Consider the following 16,249-nt stretch of genomic DNA (forward strand, 5'->3'; position numbering starts at 1 on the left):
TTTTCATTATTAACCCTCTGTTTTATTGCGTTGGCATTTTAGCTGTTTCTGTTATCGAACTCCCTTCATGGCTTACTAAGGCAATTCTTGTTTTCGTCATACCTTTAGGTTGCTACCGTTTGGTCGATCTGGTTTACAACGCGGTGCGTAAGATAGTGGCCAGAATGTCGAAAGAAAAATGATTGCCAGCCTAATCAAGGCAAAAGATTGGCCCCATAACGGTTAATCAGTTTGGGGCCAATCTTGCCGTGGCTTTGATGGTTAAATCGCAGTCATACCGCACCTTGCGTTGTATGCCAGTACGGTAGCGAGTCGCTACCGTCGCACACCTCCACCGTCAGCATTAATTCTCCGCGCCGCAGTTGAATACGCAGACCACCGTTATCCCGGCCGACTGCAACCCGCCCCAAACCACCTACAGCTTCACAATCTGCACCAGATTGGTGTGTTGAGGGTTGCCCTTGGCCAGCGGGGAAGGGCGATGGTGGGTCAGAATATTCACGCTGCCGCCGTGATCGACCTTATCGCCAAACATATCTGCCGCCAGCCAGGCACCTTGGCCCATAGCGGTGACGCCAGGCATAATGCGTGGCGTTACCTTCGCTTGGATCTGCGTTTCTCCCCGGCCATTAAAGACCTTCACTCGATCGCCGTTCTTGATGCCGCGCGCCTGCGCATCCAGCGTGTTGATCCACACCTCCTGCGGGCAAGCCTGCTGCAACACGTCAATGTTGCCGTAACTGGAGTGGGTTCTGGCCTTGTAGTGGTAACCAAACAGCTGCAGCGGATATTGGCTGCTCAGCGGATCTTCCCAACCTTCGAACCCGGCGGCATAGACAGGTAACGGGTGGATCACATCTTCTGGTGCCAACTCCCAGGTGGCTGCGATCTCCGCCAGCCGTTCGGAGTAAATTTCAATCTTGCCTGAGGGTGTTTTCAGCGGGTTGGCCTGCGGATCTTCTCTGAACTCCTTGAAGGCTACCACGTGCTCTTCCGGGCATTTGCGTTTATAAATGCCAGCGCTTTTCATCTCTTGATAACTTGGCATTTCCGGGTTGCGTTCGCGGGTTTTCTCACACAGGTATTCGATCCACTGCTGCTGGTTGCGCCCCTCGGTGAAGGTCGCTTCGGCCTGTGGCCCAACCCGTTTGGCCACCTCAGAAAGGATCTCGTAAATCGGGCGGCGTTCAAACTTGCGCGTGGTGGCGGGCTGGCCCAGGATCACGTAGCCCATATTGCCCGCGGATTCATGAGAGATCAGGTCTTCCTGCTCGGTTGGCATCAGGTCGGGCAGCAGAATGTCGCAATATTTGGCCGATGAGGTCATAAAGTGCTCGATGCCGACGATCATTTCACACTTGCTGTCGTCTTGCAGGATCTGGTGGGTACGGCTGATATCACCATGCTGATTGATCAGCGTATTACTGGCATAGCACCAGATAAATTTGATCGGTACGTCCAGCTTATCTTTGCCACGGATGCCGTCACGCTTGGCGGTCATTTCCGGGCCGCGCATGATCGCGTCGGTCCAGGTAAACACCGAAATCTTGGCCTGTACCGGGTTGGTCAGCATATCGAACCATTCCACGCCCAGATCGAAGCTGCCTTCGCGGCAGCCGGTATTACCGCCGTTGATACCGACGTTACCGGTCAGGATCGGTAACATGGCAATAGCCCTGGCGGTTTGTTCTCCGTTGGCGTGACGCTGCGGCCCCCAGCCCTGGCAGATATAGGCCGGTTTGGTCATGCCGATTTCGCGGGCCAGTTGGATAATGGTGTTGGCCGGTATCCCGGTAATACGAGCCGCCCACTCTGGCGTTTTGGCGGTACCATCGTCACCCTGGCCGAGGATATAGGCTTTGTAATGGCCGTTTTTTGGCGCGCTGCTGGGCAGGGTGGTTTCATCATAACCTATGCAGTATCTATCCAGGAACGGCTGGTCCACCAGGTTTTCGCTGATCAACACATGGGCTATGCCTGCAACCAACGCCGCATCGGTGCCCGGGCGAATCGGCACCCACTGATCTTCACGGCCACCGGCGGTATCGGTATAGCGCGGATCGATGACAATCATCTTGGCGTTAGAGATTGCCCTGGCTTGCTCCAGATAATAGGTTACTCCGCCACCGCTCATGCGGGTTTCCGCCGGGTTATTGCCAAACAGCACCACCAGCTTGCTGTTGGCGATATCATCCGGGCTGTTGCCCTGCTGTGCGCCGTACAGGTAGGGCATGGCGGCGGTGATCTGCGCGGTGCTGTAGCTGCCATAGCGGCTGAGGAAGCCACCGCAGGAGTTCATCAGGCGATAAGGCACGTTGGAGTTGGTGATATTGCCGCCGTCGACCCCGGTACCGTACAGCACGTGCACCGCCTCATTACCGTATTCCGCCAGAGTGTGCTTCAACTGGCCGCTGATGGTATCCAGCGCCTCTTCCCAACTGATGCGTTTGAATTTGCCTTCGCCGCGTTTGCCGACGCGTTTCATCGGGTACTTCAGCCGGTCCGGGTGGTTCATGCGGCGGCGGATAGAGCGCCCGCGCAGGCAGGCCCGCACCTGGTGGTTGCCATAGTGATCGTCGCCGGTGTTGTCGGTTTCCACCCAGTATACTTCGTCATCCCGCACGTGCAGGCGCAGTGCACAGCGGCTACCGCAGTTTACGGTGCAAGAACTCCAGACCACCTTGTCTTGCGGCTGTTGGGGATTTGGCAACGGCTCGGCGGCGGCGATTTTACGGAAGGGCAACACCAGCCCTGAGGTGGCGGCCAGTAAGCAGCCGGTAGCCGAGCCGGTTTTGATTAGCTTACGGCGGCTGAACGGGTGATGAAGCAGGTCGGGGATGTTGTTATCGTTCATGATAGTGCTCCCTGTGCTGGCCTATTTCTTTGCCGATAACGCCTGATGTCTGGTTTGTTATTAACCCATGATGTCTCTTGGCAAGACGTTTTAAGCCAGGCAACCGTGGTGTGATCTATTAAAAGTGCTAACCTGTAGCGAGTAAAGTCGTCTGCATTAATGAATTTGCATTGATAATATTCGCCATGCAAATTCATCTATCAGCTTGATAATTGGATTACCTCTTAATAAGTATACCCACGCGCGGGCTAGTTGAAGTTTGCTTGAGGTCAAGTTTTCGCTTTGCGCAAGCGAATAAAGCAGGATGGTTGCCTTTTTTCTATAGCAGCAATTGTTGTGTTCAGGCCGGAGTCTTAATCTGTAGCATATTTGGTTGGTGGAATTAGGGGATGTTGGTGAATTATATCCAGCGGCGGTACAATATTGTTATGGCCTCGTGCAACATAAGCCCCCCATTGCGCGCTTGGCAGAGGGATTAGCAAAGTCATTTATTGCTTTATTCCTACGGGTTCGCATAAAGACCAACGCCCGCCAACCGTCACTGATGCACGCAGCATCCGATAAAATAGCGGCATAATGCAATATCATTGCCATGCATGACCCCGCCGATGACTCTGCAATAAAATTTTAAACTAAAACGGCATATTACGTGTTTTCCTGCCCCGGCCTTTTCTATACTCATCACGCTTGATTGTGTCGTAAAGCTTATGCTGAAGCCGGGGAGATATTAATTGTTACAAAACTATGCAAGAGAATACATTATTATTGTTGTTGTTTGATTTGTGGGTTATTTAATGGCGTTAGGATTTTTATTTAAAAGATAATGAGAGTTATTGTTATTTAAATACGTGCGCGAATAAATCTAGCGAGATAAATATGCAAGAAAAATATTTTTTGCTGAAGCGATTTTTCTCATGTTACGCAAATATTAACTGTTACCTCCGCAAAGGTTGATAAAGATCAACTCAGGGTAGCCGGAAAATAACAATATATTAACCACCCGCACACTGTGTTTACGGGCTTGTATGTCGGTCATCAACAGGGGATAGATAATAATGATAAGGGAAAATCAAACATTTTTCCGGGATGGCGTGAATCGCCGCGATTTTATGAAGTTATGTGCGGCACTCGCCGCCACCATGGGGCTCAGCACCAAAGCCGCCGCCGAAATAGCCCACTCGGTAGGTTCGCCACAGCGGCCACCGGTCATCTGGATCGGGGCTCAGGAATGTACCGGCTGTACGGAATCCTTGTTACGGGCCACTCACCCAACGATCGAGAACCTGTTGCTTGACGTGGTTTCCATGGAATATCACGAAGTCCTCTCTGCTGCGTTCGGTGAACAGGCGGAAGAAAACAAGCACCGCGCGATTGAGCAATACAAAGGGAAATACGTACTGGTGGTCGACGGCTCCATTCCGATGAAGGATGGCGGCGTCTACTGCATGGTGGCGGGTAAGCCGATCGTTGAGCATATCCGTAATGCGGCAGAGCATGCCGCTGCGGTGATCGCCATCGGCTCCTGTGCTGCCTGGGGCGGCGTCGCGGCTAGCGGTCCTAACCCGACCGGTGCGGTCAGCCTGCAAGATATTTTACCCGGCAAAACCGTGATCAACATCCCCGGCTGCCCACCTAACCCGCACAACTTCCTGGCGACGGTGGCCCATATCATCACCTATCAACGGCCACCGGCGCTGGATGCTAAAAATCGCCCTGAGTTCGCCTATGCCCGTCTGATCCATGAAAACTGCGAGCGCCGTCCGCACTTTGACGCCGGGCGTTTTGCCAAACAGTTTGGTGATGAAGGTCATCGGCAGGGCTGGTGCCTGTATCACCTTGGTTGCAAGGGGCCAGAAACTTATGGCAACTGCTCAACGCTGGAGTTCTGCGACGTGGGCGGTGGCATCTGGCCGGTCGGGATCGGTCATCCCTGCTACGGCTGTAACGAGCAGGGTATCGGCTTTACCAAAGGGATCGCCCAGTTGGCCAGCGTCGAAAATCCTACCCCCCGCAACGCCAAACCCGAGGTGGGTAGCGTTGAAGGCGGGCATGTCAGCCCAACGGCGATGGGATTGCTTGGCGGTGTCGTCGGCCTGGTTGCCGGTGTCAGCCTGATGGCGGTGAAAGAGCTGGGGCGGCAGCAAAAAACGCAGCGTAAAGACGACGAGCAGCCGCCAAGCAAGGAGTAAGCCGTGAATCGACGTAACTTTCTAAAACTGACCTGCGGTGGCGCAATGTTGGCAGGGGTTGCCCCTGCGGCGCAGGCCGGGCCGGAGAACAAGCCGCCCATCCCCAACTCGCTGGGCATGCTGTATGACTCGACCCTGTGTGTAGGTTGCCAGGCTTGTGTCAGCAAATGCCAACGTATCAACCATACCGATGAACCGCATGGCGAAACCTATGCCTACGCGGGTACCGAACCGACCTGGTCGAACAACGACAAGCTCAGCCCTTACACCAACAACATTATTCAGGTGTGGACCAGCGGAGACGGCAAGCACAAAGACCAGGTGGACAACGGCTATGCCTATATCAAAAAACAGTGCATGCACTGTGTCGACCCCAACTGCGTTTCTGTCTGTCCGGTTCAGGCGCTGCACAAAGATGCCAAAACCGGCATCGTGCATTACAACCCGGATGTTTGCACCGGCTGCCGCTACTGCATGGTGGGCTGCCCATTCAACGTGCCGAAATACGACTACGACAACCCGTTCGGCAAGATCCACAAATGCGAACTCTGTAACCAGAAAGGCGTTGCCCGGCTGGATCAGGGCGGGCTGCCAGGCTGTGTCGAGGTGTGCCCAACCGGGGCGGTGATCTTTGGCACCCGCGAGCAGTTAATGGCCGAAGCCAAGCAGCGTCTGGCCAGTAAGCCCGGTGAGAATTACCGTTACCCGCGCCAAACCCTACAAGGCAACGACCATTACGAACACCCGGTGCCGCATTACCAACCACACCTGTATGGCGAGCACGAGGGCGGCGGAACGCAGGTGCTGGTACTGACCGGCGTGCCTTTCGAGGATCTCGGCTTGCCAGCGCTGGAGGAGTTGTCAACCGGTGCACGTTCCGAGCATATCCAGCACACGCTGTACAAAGGCATGGTGTTGCCGTTTGCCGCTCTGGCCGGGATCACTTTCCTGGTGCAGCGTAACCAGCGTAACGAGCGTCAGGACAAGAAGGAAGATAAACATGACGACGCATAAAACGCAGCCACTCGGCGGGCGGCTGGTGAGCTGGCCGGTGATGATGCTGGCACCGTTTGTGGTGCTGTGCCTGTTGCTGATCCTCAAACGTCTGGTGTTGGGGTTGGGCGATGTTTCCGATCTGAACGGCGGCTACCCATGGGGTATCTGGATCGCATTCGATCTGCTGGTGGGCACCGGTTTGGCCTGCGGCGGCTGGGCGTTGGCCTGGGCGGTGTATGTGTTCAACCGGGGGGAATATCACCCGCTGGTGCGGCCTGCGCTGTTGGCCAGCCTGTTCGGCTATTCGCTGGGCGGGCTGTCGATCACCATCGACGTCGGCCGTTACTGGAACCTGCCTTACTTCTATATTCCCGGCCATTTCAATACCTCGTCGGTGCTGTTTGAAACCGCGGTCTGTATGACGATCTACGTGGGCATCGTGGCGCTGGAGTTCGCCCCGGCGCTGCTGGAACGGCTGGGCTGGAAGGTGTCGCTCAAACGGCTCAACAAGGTGATGTTCCTGGTGATCGCCCTGGGCGCATTGCTGCCAACCATGCACCAATCCTCGATGGGTTCGCTGATGATTGCGGCGGGGATCAAAATCCACCCGCTGTGGCAAAGCTACGAAATGCTACCGCTGTTCTCGCTGTTGACGGCAGGCATTCTGGGCTTCTCGATAGTGATATTTGAAGGCTCGCTGGTGCAGGCCGGGCTGCGGGGGAAAGGGCCCGAGGAAACGCCGCTGTTTGCCCGCATGACCTACATCATCGATGGGTTCTTACTGCTGTTTATTGTGCTGCGCTTTGGGGAGCTGATCTGGCGCGGCAAAACGGACTATCTGTGGCATCTCGATCGCTTTGCCATCTCGTTCTGGGTGGAAACGCTGTTGATGTTGGTGCCGCTGGTGATGTTCCGCTGGAAGCGTAACCGCCGCAACTCACGCCTGCTGTTTCTCGGCGCGCTGAGCATGGTCTGCGGAGCGTCGTTCTGGCGGCTGAATTACGCGTTGCTGGCCTACGACCCTGGCAATGGCTACCACTATTTCCCGACGGCCAGCGAACTGCTGATCTCCATCGGCTTTGTGGCAATTGAAGTTTGTGCGTACATCCTGTTGATCCGGTTGTTACCGGTGCTGCCTGCGCATCAACATAAGAATGAAAACAACCAGTTAGAGGTAGAGCATGAGCCAACGCATCACCATTGATCCCGTCACCCGTATTGAGGGCCACCTGCGCATCGACTGTGAAATCGAAGACGGCAAGGTGGTTAAAGCCTGGTCCTCCGGCACCATGTGGCGCGGAATGGAAGAGATCCTGCAAGGTAACGACCCGCGTGACGCGTGGATGATCGTCCAGCGGATTTGCGGCGTGTGCACCACCATTCACGCGTTAGCCTCCGTGCGGACGGTGGAAAATGCGCTGGGGATGGAGATCCCGGTCAATGCCCAGTACATCCGCAATATCATTGCCGCCGCCCACAGCATTCACGACCATATCGTGCATTTCTATCAGCTCTCGGCGCTGGACTGGGTGGACGTCACCTCGGCGCTGAAGGCCGATCCGCAGAAGGCTGCCGATTTGCTCAGTGGCCTGTCTAGCTGGCCGTTGAACAGCGCTGCCGAGTTCACCCGAGTGCAACAGAAGATTAAAGATCTGGTCGCCAGCGGCCAACTGGGCATCTTCGCCAATGGCTACTGGGGGCACCCGGCTATGGCGTTACCGCCGGAGATTAACCTGATCGCCGTCGCCCACTATCTGCAGGCGCTGGAATGCCAGCGTGATGCCAACCGCGTAGTGGCAATACTGGGCGGTAAAACGCCGCATATCCAGAACCTGGCGGTGGGCGGGGTGGCTAACCCGATCAACCTCGATGCGCCTAGCGTGCTGAACCTTGAGCGCCTGATGTACCTGAAAACCTTTATCGACCGCCTGGGCGACTTTATCGAGCAGGTTTACCTGGTGGACAGCGCGGTGATCGCGGCGCATTACCCTGAGTGGCTAACCCTCGGCAAAGGCTCGGACTGCTATCTCTGCGTGCCGGAACTGCCGATCGATCGTAAAGGCGACCAGTTCCTGATGCCGGGGGGCTATCTGGAGAACGGCAAGTTCCGACCGATCGCCAACCAGCGCGATGAGTATCTGATCAAGGGTATTCAGGAGAGCGGCAAGCACGCCTGGTATCAGGACGATGAACCGCTGGCACCGTGGGAAGGGCTGACGAGGCCTAAATACACCGGCTGGCAGGAAGATGGCAAATACTCCTGGGTTAAAGCGCCAACCTTCTACGGCAAAGCGGTAGAGATGGGGCCGTTGGCCTGGCTGATGTGTACCCTGCAAGCCGAGCACCCGCCAACCCAGAAATATTTTGCCAAGGTCAACAGCAATTACCAGGCCCTGACCGGCAAAGCGTTAACCGCCGATCAGTTGCCGTCGACCCTGGGCCGCATTGTCGGGCGCACGGTACATGCCTGCGTACTGCATGAAACCCTGGGCCAGCAGTGGCAGGCGTTGGTGAGCAACATTGGCAGCGGCGACCACGAAACCTTTATCCCACCGAATATTCCGTTGACCGGTGAGATCCGGGGCGTGGGCTTTATCGAAGCCCCGCGCGGCGCGTTGTCGCACTGGGTGGTCATCAAGGACGGCAAGATCGCCAACTATCAGGCGGTAGTGCCCTCAACCTGGAACGCCGGGCCACGCAACTTTAACGATGAGCCCGGTCCTTACGAGCGCTCGCTGGTTGGCACGCCGGTGGCCGATCCGAGCAAACCGCTGGAGGTGGTGCGAACTATCCACTCGTTCGACCCGTGCATGTCCTGTGCGGTACATATTGTAGACACCACTGGCAATGAAGTGACCAGGGTCAAGGTGCTGTAATGAGAATCTTGGTATTAGGCATAGGTAATCTGTTGTTGGGCGATGAAGCGGTGGGCGTGCGCATCGTCGAAGCCCTTGAGCAGCGCTATCGTTTACCGGCCCATGTTGAGGTGCTGGACGGCGGCACCTCGGGGATGGAACTGATGGAAATGATGGCCGATCGCGATCATCTGATTGTGGCGGACGCGGTGTTGACCGGTGCTGCTCCGGGCAGCGTCGCCGTGCTGTATGACGAAGAGATCCCGGCGCTGTTTACCCGTAAGGTTTCGCCCCATCAACTGGGGCTTTCCGACGTGCTGATGGCGCTGCGGCTGACGGATGAGTTTCCCCGTCGGCTCACCCTGGTGGGCGTGGTGCCAGAGTCGCTGGAGCCCGGAATTGGACTGAGCGCCGTGGTCAGCCAGGCGATTGAGCCAGCGTTGGCCCAGGTGTTGCTGGCGCTGCAAGAGAGCGGCGTGGTGGCGGAGCCAAAAGAGGTGGCCAATGCAGACTGTGACTAACGGTTTTCAGCTCAACCCCAGCGCGCTGTTGGAAACCGCCTTTCAGGCGATTGCCGACGGTGAGATGCAGGATTTGCCGTTTTTCCAACCGCAAATCCCGGTGCGTGCCTGTGGCTTTCAGCTGTTTGAACGGCAGTGGGTCGGCACCATTCTCACGCCGTGGATGCTTAGCCTGCTGGTGTTGCCCGGTCCTGAACAGGTTTGGCAGCCCCATGCAGTGGGAGACAAGTTGGCGTTAAGCCTGCCTTGCGGCAGCGTGCGGTTCATCGTCGGTGAGATTGCGGGTTGCGGGCAATACCTGGCCTGTTCACTGATGTCTCCGTTGGATCGCCATCTGGGGGCCGAGCAGGCGCTGGCGTTGGCACAACAGAGCGCGCGGATGGCGCTTTCGCTACCGGTGGTGGATGGCAACATCCCCAGTAATCCGGGGCGCAGGGCGCTATTTGGCCTGTCACAGAGAACGGCATAGATGCATGAAATCAGCCTGTGCCTGAGCACGATGGAATTGATTGAACAGCAGGCTCGGCAGCACGGAGCTAAACGGGTGACGGCGGTGTGGCTGGAAATTGGGGCGCTCTCCTGTATTGAAGAGCACGCGCTGCGTTTCAGCTTCGCCTCGGCATCCCGCCATACGCTGGCAGAGGGGTGCCAGTTATTGCTGGACTACCAGCCGGCCCGCGCCTGGTGCTGGAGTTGCAGCATGAGCGTGCAGATTGAAAAACATGATGAAGGTTGCCCACAGTGTGGTAGCCACCAGCTGCGCGTTGAGAGCGGTGACAGCCTGCGGTTAAAGCAGCTGGAAGTGGAATAATTTTGAGGAGTGAATAACGATGTGTACGACTTGCGGTTGCGCCAGTGGCGAAAAAACCATCGAAGGTGACGAACATCATCACCACGACGACCACCATCATCACGACCATCATGATGCTCACCACCATCATCCTGATCATCATCACGACGGGGAACATCAAGCACCGGCAGGCATAGTGATCCATCACCATCATCACTATCACCATCAAGGCGATGTACATCACCATTACGCGGGTGTCGCTGCGGCGGAACGTTTTACGCCAGAGGTGCAACCGCATTCGCAAGACCTACACTATGGGCACGGCGAGGCGGGGAGCCACGCACCGGGTATCGGGCAGCGCCGTCTGGTGCAGATTGAACAGGACGTACTGAGCAAGAATAACCATCTGGCGGCCCACAACCGCGAACACTTTTCCGCGCAACATATTCTGGTGCTGAACCTGGTTTCCAGCCCAGGTTCGGGCAAAACTACCTTGCTAACGGCCACGCTGGAACGATTGGCGGGCAAATTACCCTGCGCGGTGATTGAGGGCGATCAGCAAACCAGTAACGATGCCGAGCGTATTCGCGCCACCGGCGTACCGGCCATTCAGGTTAATACCGGCAAGGGCTGTCATCTGGACGCGCAGATGGTACACGACGCGGCACACCGCCTGGATTTGCAGGATCACAGCCTGCTGTTTATCGAGAACGTCGGCAACCTGGTCTGCCCGGCCAGCTTCGATCTGGGCGAACGGCACAAGGTCGCGGTGCTGTCGGTGACGGAAGGGGAAGACAAGCCGTTGAAATACCCCCATATGTTTGCCGCCGCTACGCTGATGATCATCAACAAGATCGATCTGCTGCCCTATGTAAACTTCTCGGTGGAAAACTGCATCGCCTTTGCCCGTCAGGTTAATCCGTCCATCCAGGTGATCGCGTTGTCGGCCACCAGCGGTGAGGGAATGGATCTCTGGCTGAACTGGCTGGGGGAGCAATAATGTGCCTCGGAGTGCCCGGTAAGGTGACCGCAGTCGGGGAGGATATCCACCAACTGGCCTGGGCCGACGTGTGCGGCGTGGCGGTCAGGATCAATATTGCGCTGGTCTGTGAAGGCTCATCGCAGGAACTGATCGGCCAGTGGGTGTTGGTGCACGTCGGCTTTGCCATGAGCCTGCTCGATGAGCAGGAAGCGCTGGAAACGCTGGCAGCATTGCAGCATATGCGCGCCGTCGGGCTGGCACGGGATGACGAGGATGCCAATGCGCTACGTTGATGAATTCCGCGATCCGGCGTTGTGCCAAGCGCTGTTACGGCGCATCGAAACGCTGATGCAAGCCATTCCCCAGTCGCAGCGCCTGCCGTTACAGGTGATGGAGGTCTGCGGTGGTCACACCCACGCTATCTTCAAGTTTGGTCTTGACCAACTGTTGCCGGAAAGCCTGGAATTTGTCCACGGCCCCGGCTGCCCGGTTTGCGTATTACCGATGGGGCGCATTGATAGCTGCCTGGAGATTGCCGCCCATCCGGAGGTGATTTTCTGCACCTACGGTGATGCGATGCGGGTTCCTGGTCGCAATGGGTCTTTGCTGGATGCTCGCCGCCGTGGTGCCGATATCCGGGTGGTGTACTCGCCGCTGGATGCGTTACAGCTGGCGGCGGATAACCCCCAGCGCGAAGTGGTGTTTTTTGGCCTGGGCTTTGAAACTACCATGCCCGCCAGCGCCTTAACGTTGCAGCAAGCCCGCCAGCGTCAGTTGAGCAATTTCACCCTGTTTTGCCAGCATATCACCCTGATCCCCACCTTACGCAGCCTGTTGCAGCAGCCCGATGTGCGCATCGACGGCTTCCTGGCACCGGGCCACGTCAGCATGGTGATCGGCAACGCACCCTATCAGTTTATCGCTGCGGATTATCATAAGCCGCTGGTGGTGACCGGCTTTGAGCCGTTGGACATTCTGCAAGGTTTGGTGATGTTGCTGGAACAGCTGCGTGATGGCCGCTGCGCGGTAGAAAACCAATACCGGCGCATCGTGCCCGAACTGGGCAATCTTCTGGCTCAGCGGGCGATGGCAGAAGTGTTTGGCCTGAAAGAGAGCAGCGAATGGCGCGGCTTGGGCGAGATTGCCCACTCTGGCGTGCAGATCAAACCGGAGTATGCGGATTTTGATGCCGAACTGCGGTTTAAACCACAGGCGCAGCGGGTAGCGGACGATCCGCGTTCGCGCTGTGGTGAAGTGTTGACCGGGCGCTGCAAACCGGATGCCTGCCCGCTGTTTGGCAAACAATGTACCCCGGAGAACGCCTTTGGTGCCTTGATGGTGTCCTCAGAAGGGGCCTGTTCGGCTTACTATCAGTATCGCAGGGAGACCGCATAATGCGTGAAGTGAACAACGGGCGGGAAATTACCCTGGCCCATGGCAGCGGTGGCCGCGCCATGCAATCCCTGATTGAAGAACTCATGCTGCCCGCCTTTGCCAATCCGGCGTTAAATGCGCGGGAAGATCAGGCACGAATCTCACTGGATGAGCTCGCCATCTCGGGCGATCGTTTGGCCGTATCGACCGACAGTTACGTTATCGATCCTATTTTCTTCCCCGGTGGTGATATCGGCAAACTGGCGGTTTGCGGCACTGCTAACGACGTAGCCGTCAGTGGTGCCCAGCCGCGTTATCTGAGCTGCGCCATGATCCTGGAGGAAGGGTTGCCGTATGCCACGCTGGAACGCATCGTCCAGTCGATGGCCAGCACGGCGCAGCAGGCCGGGATCCAGATTGTGACCGGCGATACCAAAGTGGTACCCCGCGGTGCGGCAGACAAAATCTTTATCAATACCACCGGGTTAGGAACCATCCCGGCTGGCGTCCATTGGGGGGCCGCTAACATCCGCCTGGGTGACAGCATTATCGTCAGCGGCACCTTGGGCGATCACGGCGCAACCATTCTGAATCTGCGTGAAGGGCTGGGCCTGGAGAGTGAATTAAGCAGCGATTGCGCACTGTTGGCTCCGCTGATTGCTCCATTGTTACCGATTGCCGGAGTGCGTGCTTTACGCGATGCGACTCGCGGCGGCGTGACGGCGGTGCTGCATGAGTTTGCCGCCGCTAGCGGCTGTGGCATGGCGATTTCAGAGGCGGCGCTGCCGTTGAAACCGGCGGTGCGGGGGATTTGCGAACTGCTGGGGCTGGATGCGCTCAACTTTGCCAACGAAGGCAAGCTGGTGTTGGTGGTGGCCCCCGAGGCTGAGGCTGAAGTGTTGGCTGCTCTGCATCAGCATCCGCTGGGGCGCGATGCGGCGGTGATTGGCCGTACCACCGAGCGGCAGCAGGTGAGCCTCACCGGGTTGTTCGGGGTTTCCCGTCGGCTGGATCTGCCGTTGGATGAGCCTCTGCCACGGATCTGTTAGTGATTCGGTTGGCGGAAGCGTGTGGGTATTCCTAACCCTCCCACAGGGAGAGGGGCCCGATCGAGTTTGCGTTTGTGGCAGAGGATCACTTGACCACAGCCGATGGTGAGGGATAACAGGACCCGCTAACGACACCAAAGCAGCTCCCTCTCCTTAGGGAGAGGGTTGGGGTGAGGGAAATACAGATTGATCACGATAACTGACCGAGGCTCCGAATCACCTTCTTCCCTTTTAGGAAGCGCGGAAAAGATCGCCAGTGCAACAGGAGAGTTAACACAACATGGCAGATTTTGAGCCGGAGAATATCGCCAGCAGCAATGGCCTTCGCCTGCGGATCAAGGGCAAGGTACAAGGGGTCGGGTTTCGTCCCTATGTTTGGCTGCTGGCGAGGCGCTTTAACCTGTGCGGCGAGGTCAGTAATGACGGAGCCGGGGTAATCGTCCAGCTATGGCAATCGCCAGCCATAACGGATTTTTTGCGGGTATTGCCGCAAGAGTGTCCACCCCTGGCGCGGATCGATAGCGTCACCTCTACACCTTTTAACTGGCCGCAGCAGCCAGCGAGTTTCACCATTGCCAGCAGCGGCGCGGGGCAAGTGGATACCCATATCGTGGCGGATGCGGCCACCTGCGATGCCTGCCTGGCAGAGCTGAACATGCCGCATAATCGGCGCTATCACTATCCGTTTATCAACTGCACCCACTGCGGCCCACGATTTACCATCATACGCCGGATGCCCTACGATCGGCCCAATACCTCGATGCAGCCTTTTCCGCTGTGTCCGCAGTGCCTGGCGGAGTATCAGGATCCTGCCGACCGTCGTTTTCATGCACAACCTACCGCCTGCCCGGAGTGTGGCCCGCACCTGTGGCTCAGTGATGCCACAGGCCAAACCACCGCCAGCGCCGATGACGCACTGCAACTGGCCGCGCAGGCGCTGATTGCCGGGCAGATCGTAGCAGTGAAGGGGATCGGCGGTTTTCATCTGGCCTGTGACGCTACCAACCCTGCTGCGGTCCAGCGTCTGCGAGCTCGCAAACATCGCCCGGCCAAGCCTCTGGCGGTGATGATGCCGGATACCTACTGGCTGCAACAATGTGTTCAGGTCGCGGAACCGACGGCACTGTTAAAGCTGTTGCGTAGCCCACCAGCCCCGATAGTGCTGGTGGCGGCTCACCCACAGAGCCCCTTGTGTGGCGAGATTGCGCCGGGGCTTAATGAGATAGGGGTGATGTTACCGGCCAATCCGCTGCAACATCTGCTGTTGCAACAGGTTGCGCGGCCACTGGTGATGACCTCCGGCAACCCGGCAGGTAAACCACCAGCGTTGAGCAACCAGCAGGCACTGGAAGAACTCGCTGGCGTGGCCGACGTCTGGCTGCTGCATAACCGCGAGATCGTCCAGCGAGCCGATGACTCTTTAATACGCTTGACCGAGCAGGGCAGTGAGATGCTGCGGCGGGCACGTGGCTATGTCCCGGATGCGATGCCTCTCCCCCCTGGCTTTACCGCCCAACCGGCCATTCTGGCGCTGGGGGCCGACAGCAAGAACACCTTTTGCCTGCTGTGGGGTGACAAGGCGGTGGTCAGCCAGCATTTAGGCTCGCTGGGGGATGAAGCCACCCGGCAACAGCAGCAGCAACTGCTTGCGCTGTTTGGTGAAATCTACGGCGTGGTGCCGCAGGCGATCGCCATCGATGCCCACCCCGGTTATCTCAGCCATCAGCAGGGCCAGGCGTTGGCGGCAGAGCTGGCGATCCCTTGCGTCACCACGTTGCATCATCATGCCCATCTGGTTGCCTGCCTGGCGGAACATGGTTGGCCGCGCGACGGCGGTAAGGTGATTGGTCTGGCTTTGGATGGGCTGGGATATGGCCTTGACGGGCAACTGTGGGGCGGAGAATGTCTGCTGGTGGATTATCAGCATTGTGAACATCTGGGTGGGTTGCCCGCAGTGGCATTGCCGGGGGGCGATGTTGCCGCCCGCCAGCCATGGCGCAACCTGTTGGCCCAGTTACAGCGTTTTGTCCCCGATTGGCAGACGTTGCCAGAGGCCGCGGCGATCCCTCAACCGCAGGCGACGATCTTACTGCGGGCGGTCGAGCGGCAAATCAACTCGCCGTTGGCCTCTTCGGCCGGGCGCTTGTTTGATGCGGTGGCCGCAGCATTGCAGATCGTGCCGCAACAACTTTCCTGGGAGGGGGAGGCCGCCTGCCAGTTGGAAGCCTTGGCATGGCAAAGTCCGCCTCATCAACCGCCGGTTTCGTTGCCGTTGCTCGATAATCAGCTGGATCTGGCTACTTTCTGGCGGCAATGGCTGGCCTATCAGGCCCCCCCGGCGCAGCGCGCTTATGCGTTTCATGTTGCCTTGGCCCAAGGGTTTGCCGCACTGGCCCGTAGAGCCATGCAGCAATACGGCATCAATACCGTCGTGCTGTCCGGTGGAGTCATGCATAACGCGCTGTTGCGGCAACTCTTGCTTCAGCAGTTGGACGGAACACAGGTCTTACTGCCATCCCGCCTACCGGCAGGAGATGGTGGGTTGGCCTTGGGACAGGCGCTGATTGCCGCCAATCGACTTATTTCAGGCAAGCATAAGGATGAATTTATAACGTAATCAACTGTTTTCACGAGTAAAA

General features: G+C 57.5%; 13 protein-coding genes. 12 read left to right on the forward strand and 1 reads right to left on the reverse strand.

Annotation, left to right across the window (positions count from 1 at the left end; all coding sequences use genetic code 11):
* Positions 1-415: 415 nt before the first annotated feature.
* Positions 416-2,854, reverse strand: coding sequence for a selenate/tellurate reductase subunit YnfF (gene ynfF / locus ACKWMY_RS11390; protein ID WP_409486321.1), 2,439 nt, complete (start codon positions 2,852-2,854; stop codon positions 416-418).
* A gap of 1,055 nt (positions 2,855-3,909) precedes the next feature.
* Here ynfF and hybO point away from each other — a divergent pair.
* The 12 genes from hybO (at position 3,910) to hypF (ending at position 16,227) form a co-directional block, all read left to right on the forward strand.
* Complete coding sequence (hybO, locus tag ACKWMY_RS11395; protein ID WP_024528471.1) at positions 3,910-5,043, forward strand: hydrogenase 2 small subunit; 1,134 nt, start codon at positions 3,910-3,912, stop codon at positions 5,041-5,043.
* A gap of 3 nt (positions 5,044-5,046) precedes the next feature.
* Positions 5,047-6,057: a hydrogenase 2 operon protein HybA gene (gene hybA / locus ACKWMY_RS11400; RefSeq protein WP_074031271.1), complete on the forward strand. Its 1,011-nt coding sequence runs from the start codon at positions 5,047-5,049 to the stop codon at positions 6,055-6,057.
* A complete protein-coding gene (gene hybB, locus ACKWMY_RS11405) occupies positions 6,044-7,243 on the forward strand; it encodes a Ni/Fe-hydrogenase cytochrome b subunit (protein WP_021804782.1) in 1,200 nt (399 codons plus the stop codon). Before hybA ends, hybB begins: the two co-directional genes overlap by 14 nt.
* Entirely contained in the window at positions 7,221-8,915 is a 1,695-nt protein-coding gene (gene hybC / locus ACKWMY_RS11410) for a hydrogenase 2 large subunit (protein ID WP_024528473.1), read from the forward strand. Before hybB ends, hybC begins: the two co-directional genes overlap by 23 nt.
* On the forward strand, positions 8,915-9,415 hold the full coding sequence (locus ACKWMY_RS11415; RefSeq protein ID WP_024528474.1) for a HyaD/HybD family hydrogenase maturation endopeptidase: 501 nt from the start codon (positions 8,915-8,917) through the stop codon (positions 9,413-9,415). Before hybC ends, ACKWMY_RS11415 begins: the two co-directional genes overlap by 1 nt.
* The gene (hybE, locus tag ACKWMY_RS11420) at positions 9,399-9,884 is read left to right on the forward strand and encodes a hydrogenase-2 assembly chaperone (RefSeq protein ID WP_024528475.1); all 486 of its coding nucleotides are present in this window, start codon (positions 9,399-9,401) and stop codon (positions 9,882-9,884) included. The genes ACKWMY_RS11415 and hybE overlap by 17 nt, the downstream gene beginning before the upstream one ends.
* Positions 9,885-10,226 (forward strand): hydrogenase maturation nickel metallochaperone HypA, encoded by a 342-nt coding sequence (gene hypA, locus ACKWMY_RS11425; RefSeq protein WP_065685141.1) that lies wholly within the window; start codon positions 9,885-9,887, stop codon positions 10,224-10,226.
* 19 nt (positions 10,227-10,245) lie between these two features.
* Positions 10,246-11,205 carry a hydrogenase nickel incorporation protein HypB gene (hypB, locus tag ACKWMY_RS11430; protein WP_074031272.1) on the forward strand — a complete coding sequence of 320 codons (960 nt, stop codon included), beginning with the start codon at positions 10,246-10,248 and terminating at the stop codon, positions 11,203-11,205.
* Entirely contained in the window at positions 11,205-11,480 is a 276-nt protein-coding gene (gene hybG, locus ACKWMY_RS11435; protein WP_074031273.1) for a hydrogenase maturation factor HybG, read from the forward strand. The genes hypB and hybG overlap by 1 nt, the downstream gene beginning before the upstream one ends.
* On the forward strand, positions 11,467-12,582 hold the full coding sequence (gene hypD / locus ACKWMY_RS11440) for a hydrogenase formation protein HypD (RefSeq protein WP_074031274.1): 1,116 nt from the start codon (positions 11,467-11,469) through the stop codon (positions 12,580-12,582). Before hybG ends, hypD begins: the two co-directional genes overlap by 14 nt.
* A complete protein-coding gene (hypE, locus tag ACKWMY_RS11445; RefSeq protein ID WP_314727614.1) occupies positions 12,582-13,610 on the forward strand; it encodes a hydrogenase expression/formation protein HypE in 1,029 nt (342 codons plus the stop codon). Before hypD ends, hypE begins: the two co-directional genes overlap by 1 nt.
* A gap of 280 nt (positions 13,611-13,890) precedes the next feature.
* Positions 13,891-16,227, forward strand: a complete 2,337-nt coding sequence (gene hypF, locus ACKWMY_RS11450) for a carbamoyltransferase HypF (RefSeq protein WP_409486322.1) — start codon at positions 13,891-13,893, stop codon at positions 16,225-16,227.
* Positions 16,228-16,249 lie beyond the last annotated feature (22 nt).

This window comes from Serratia sp. J2 (assembly GCF_046269175.1).
Taxonomy (GTDB): domain Bacteria; phylum Pseudomonadota; class Gammaproteobacteria; order Enterobacterales; family Enterobacteriaceae; genus Chania; species Chania fonticola_C.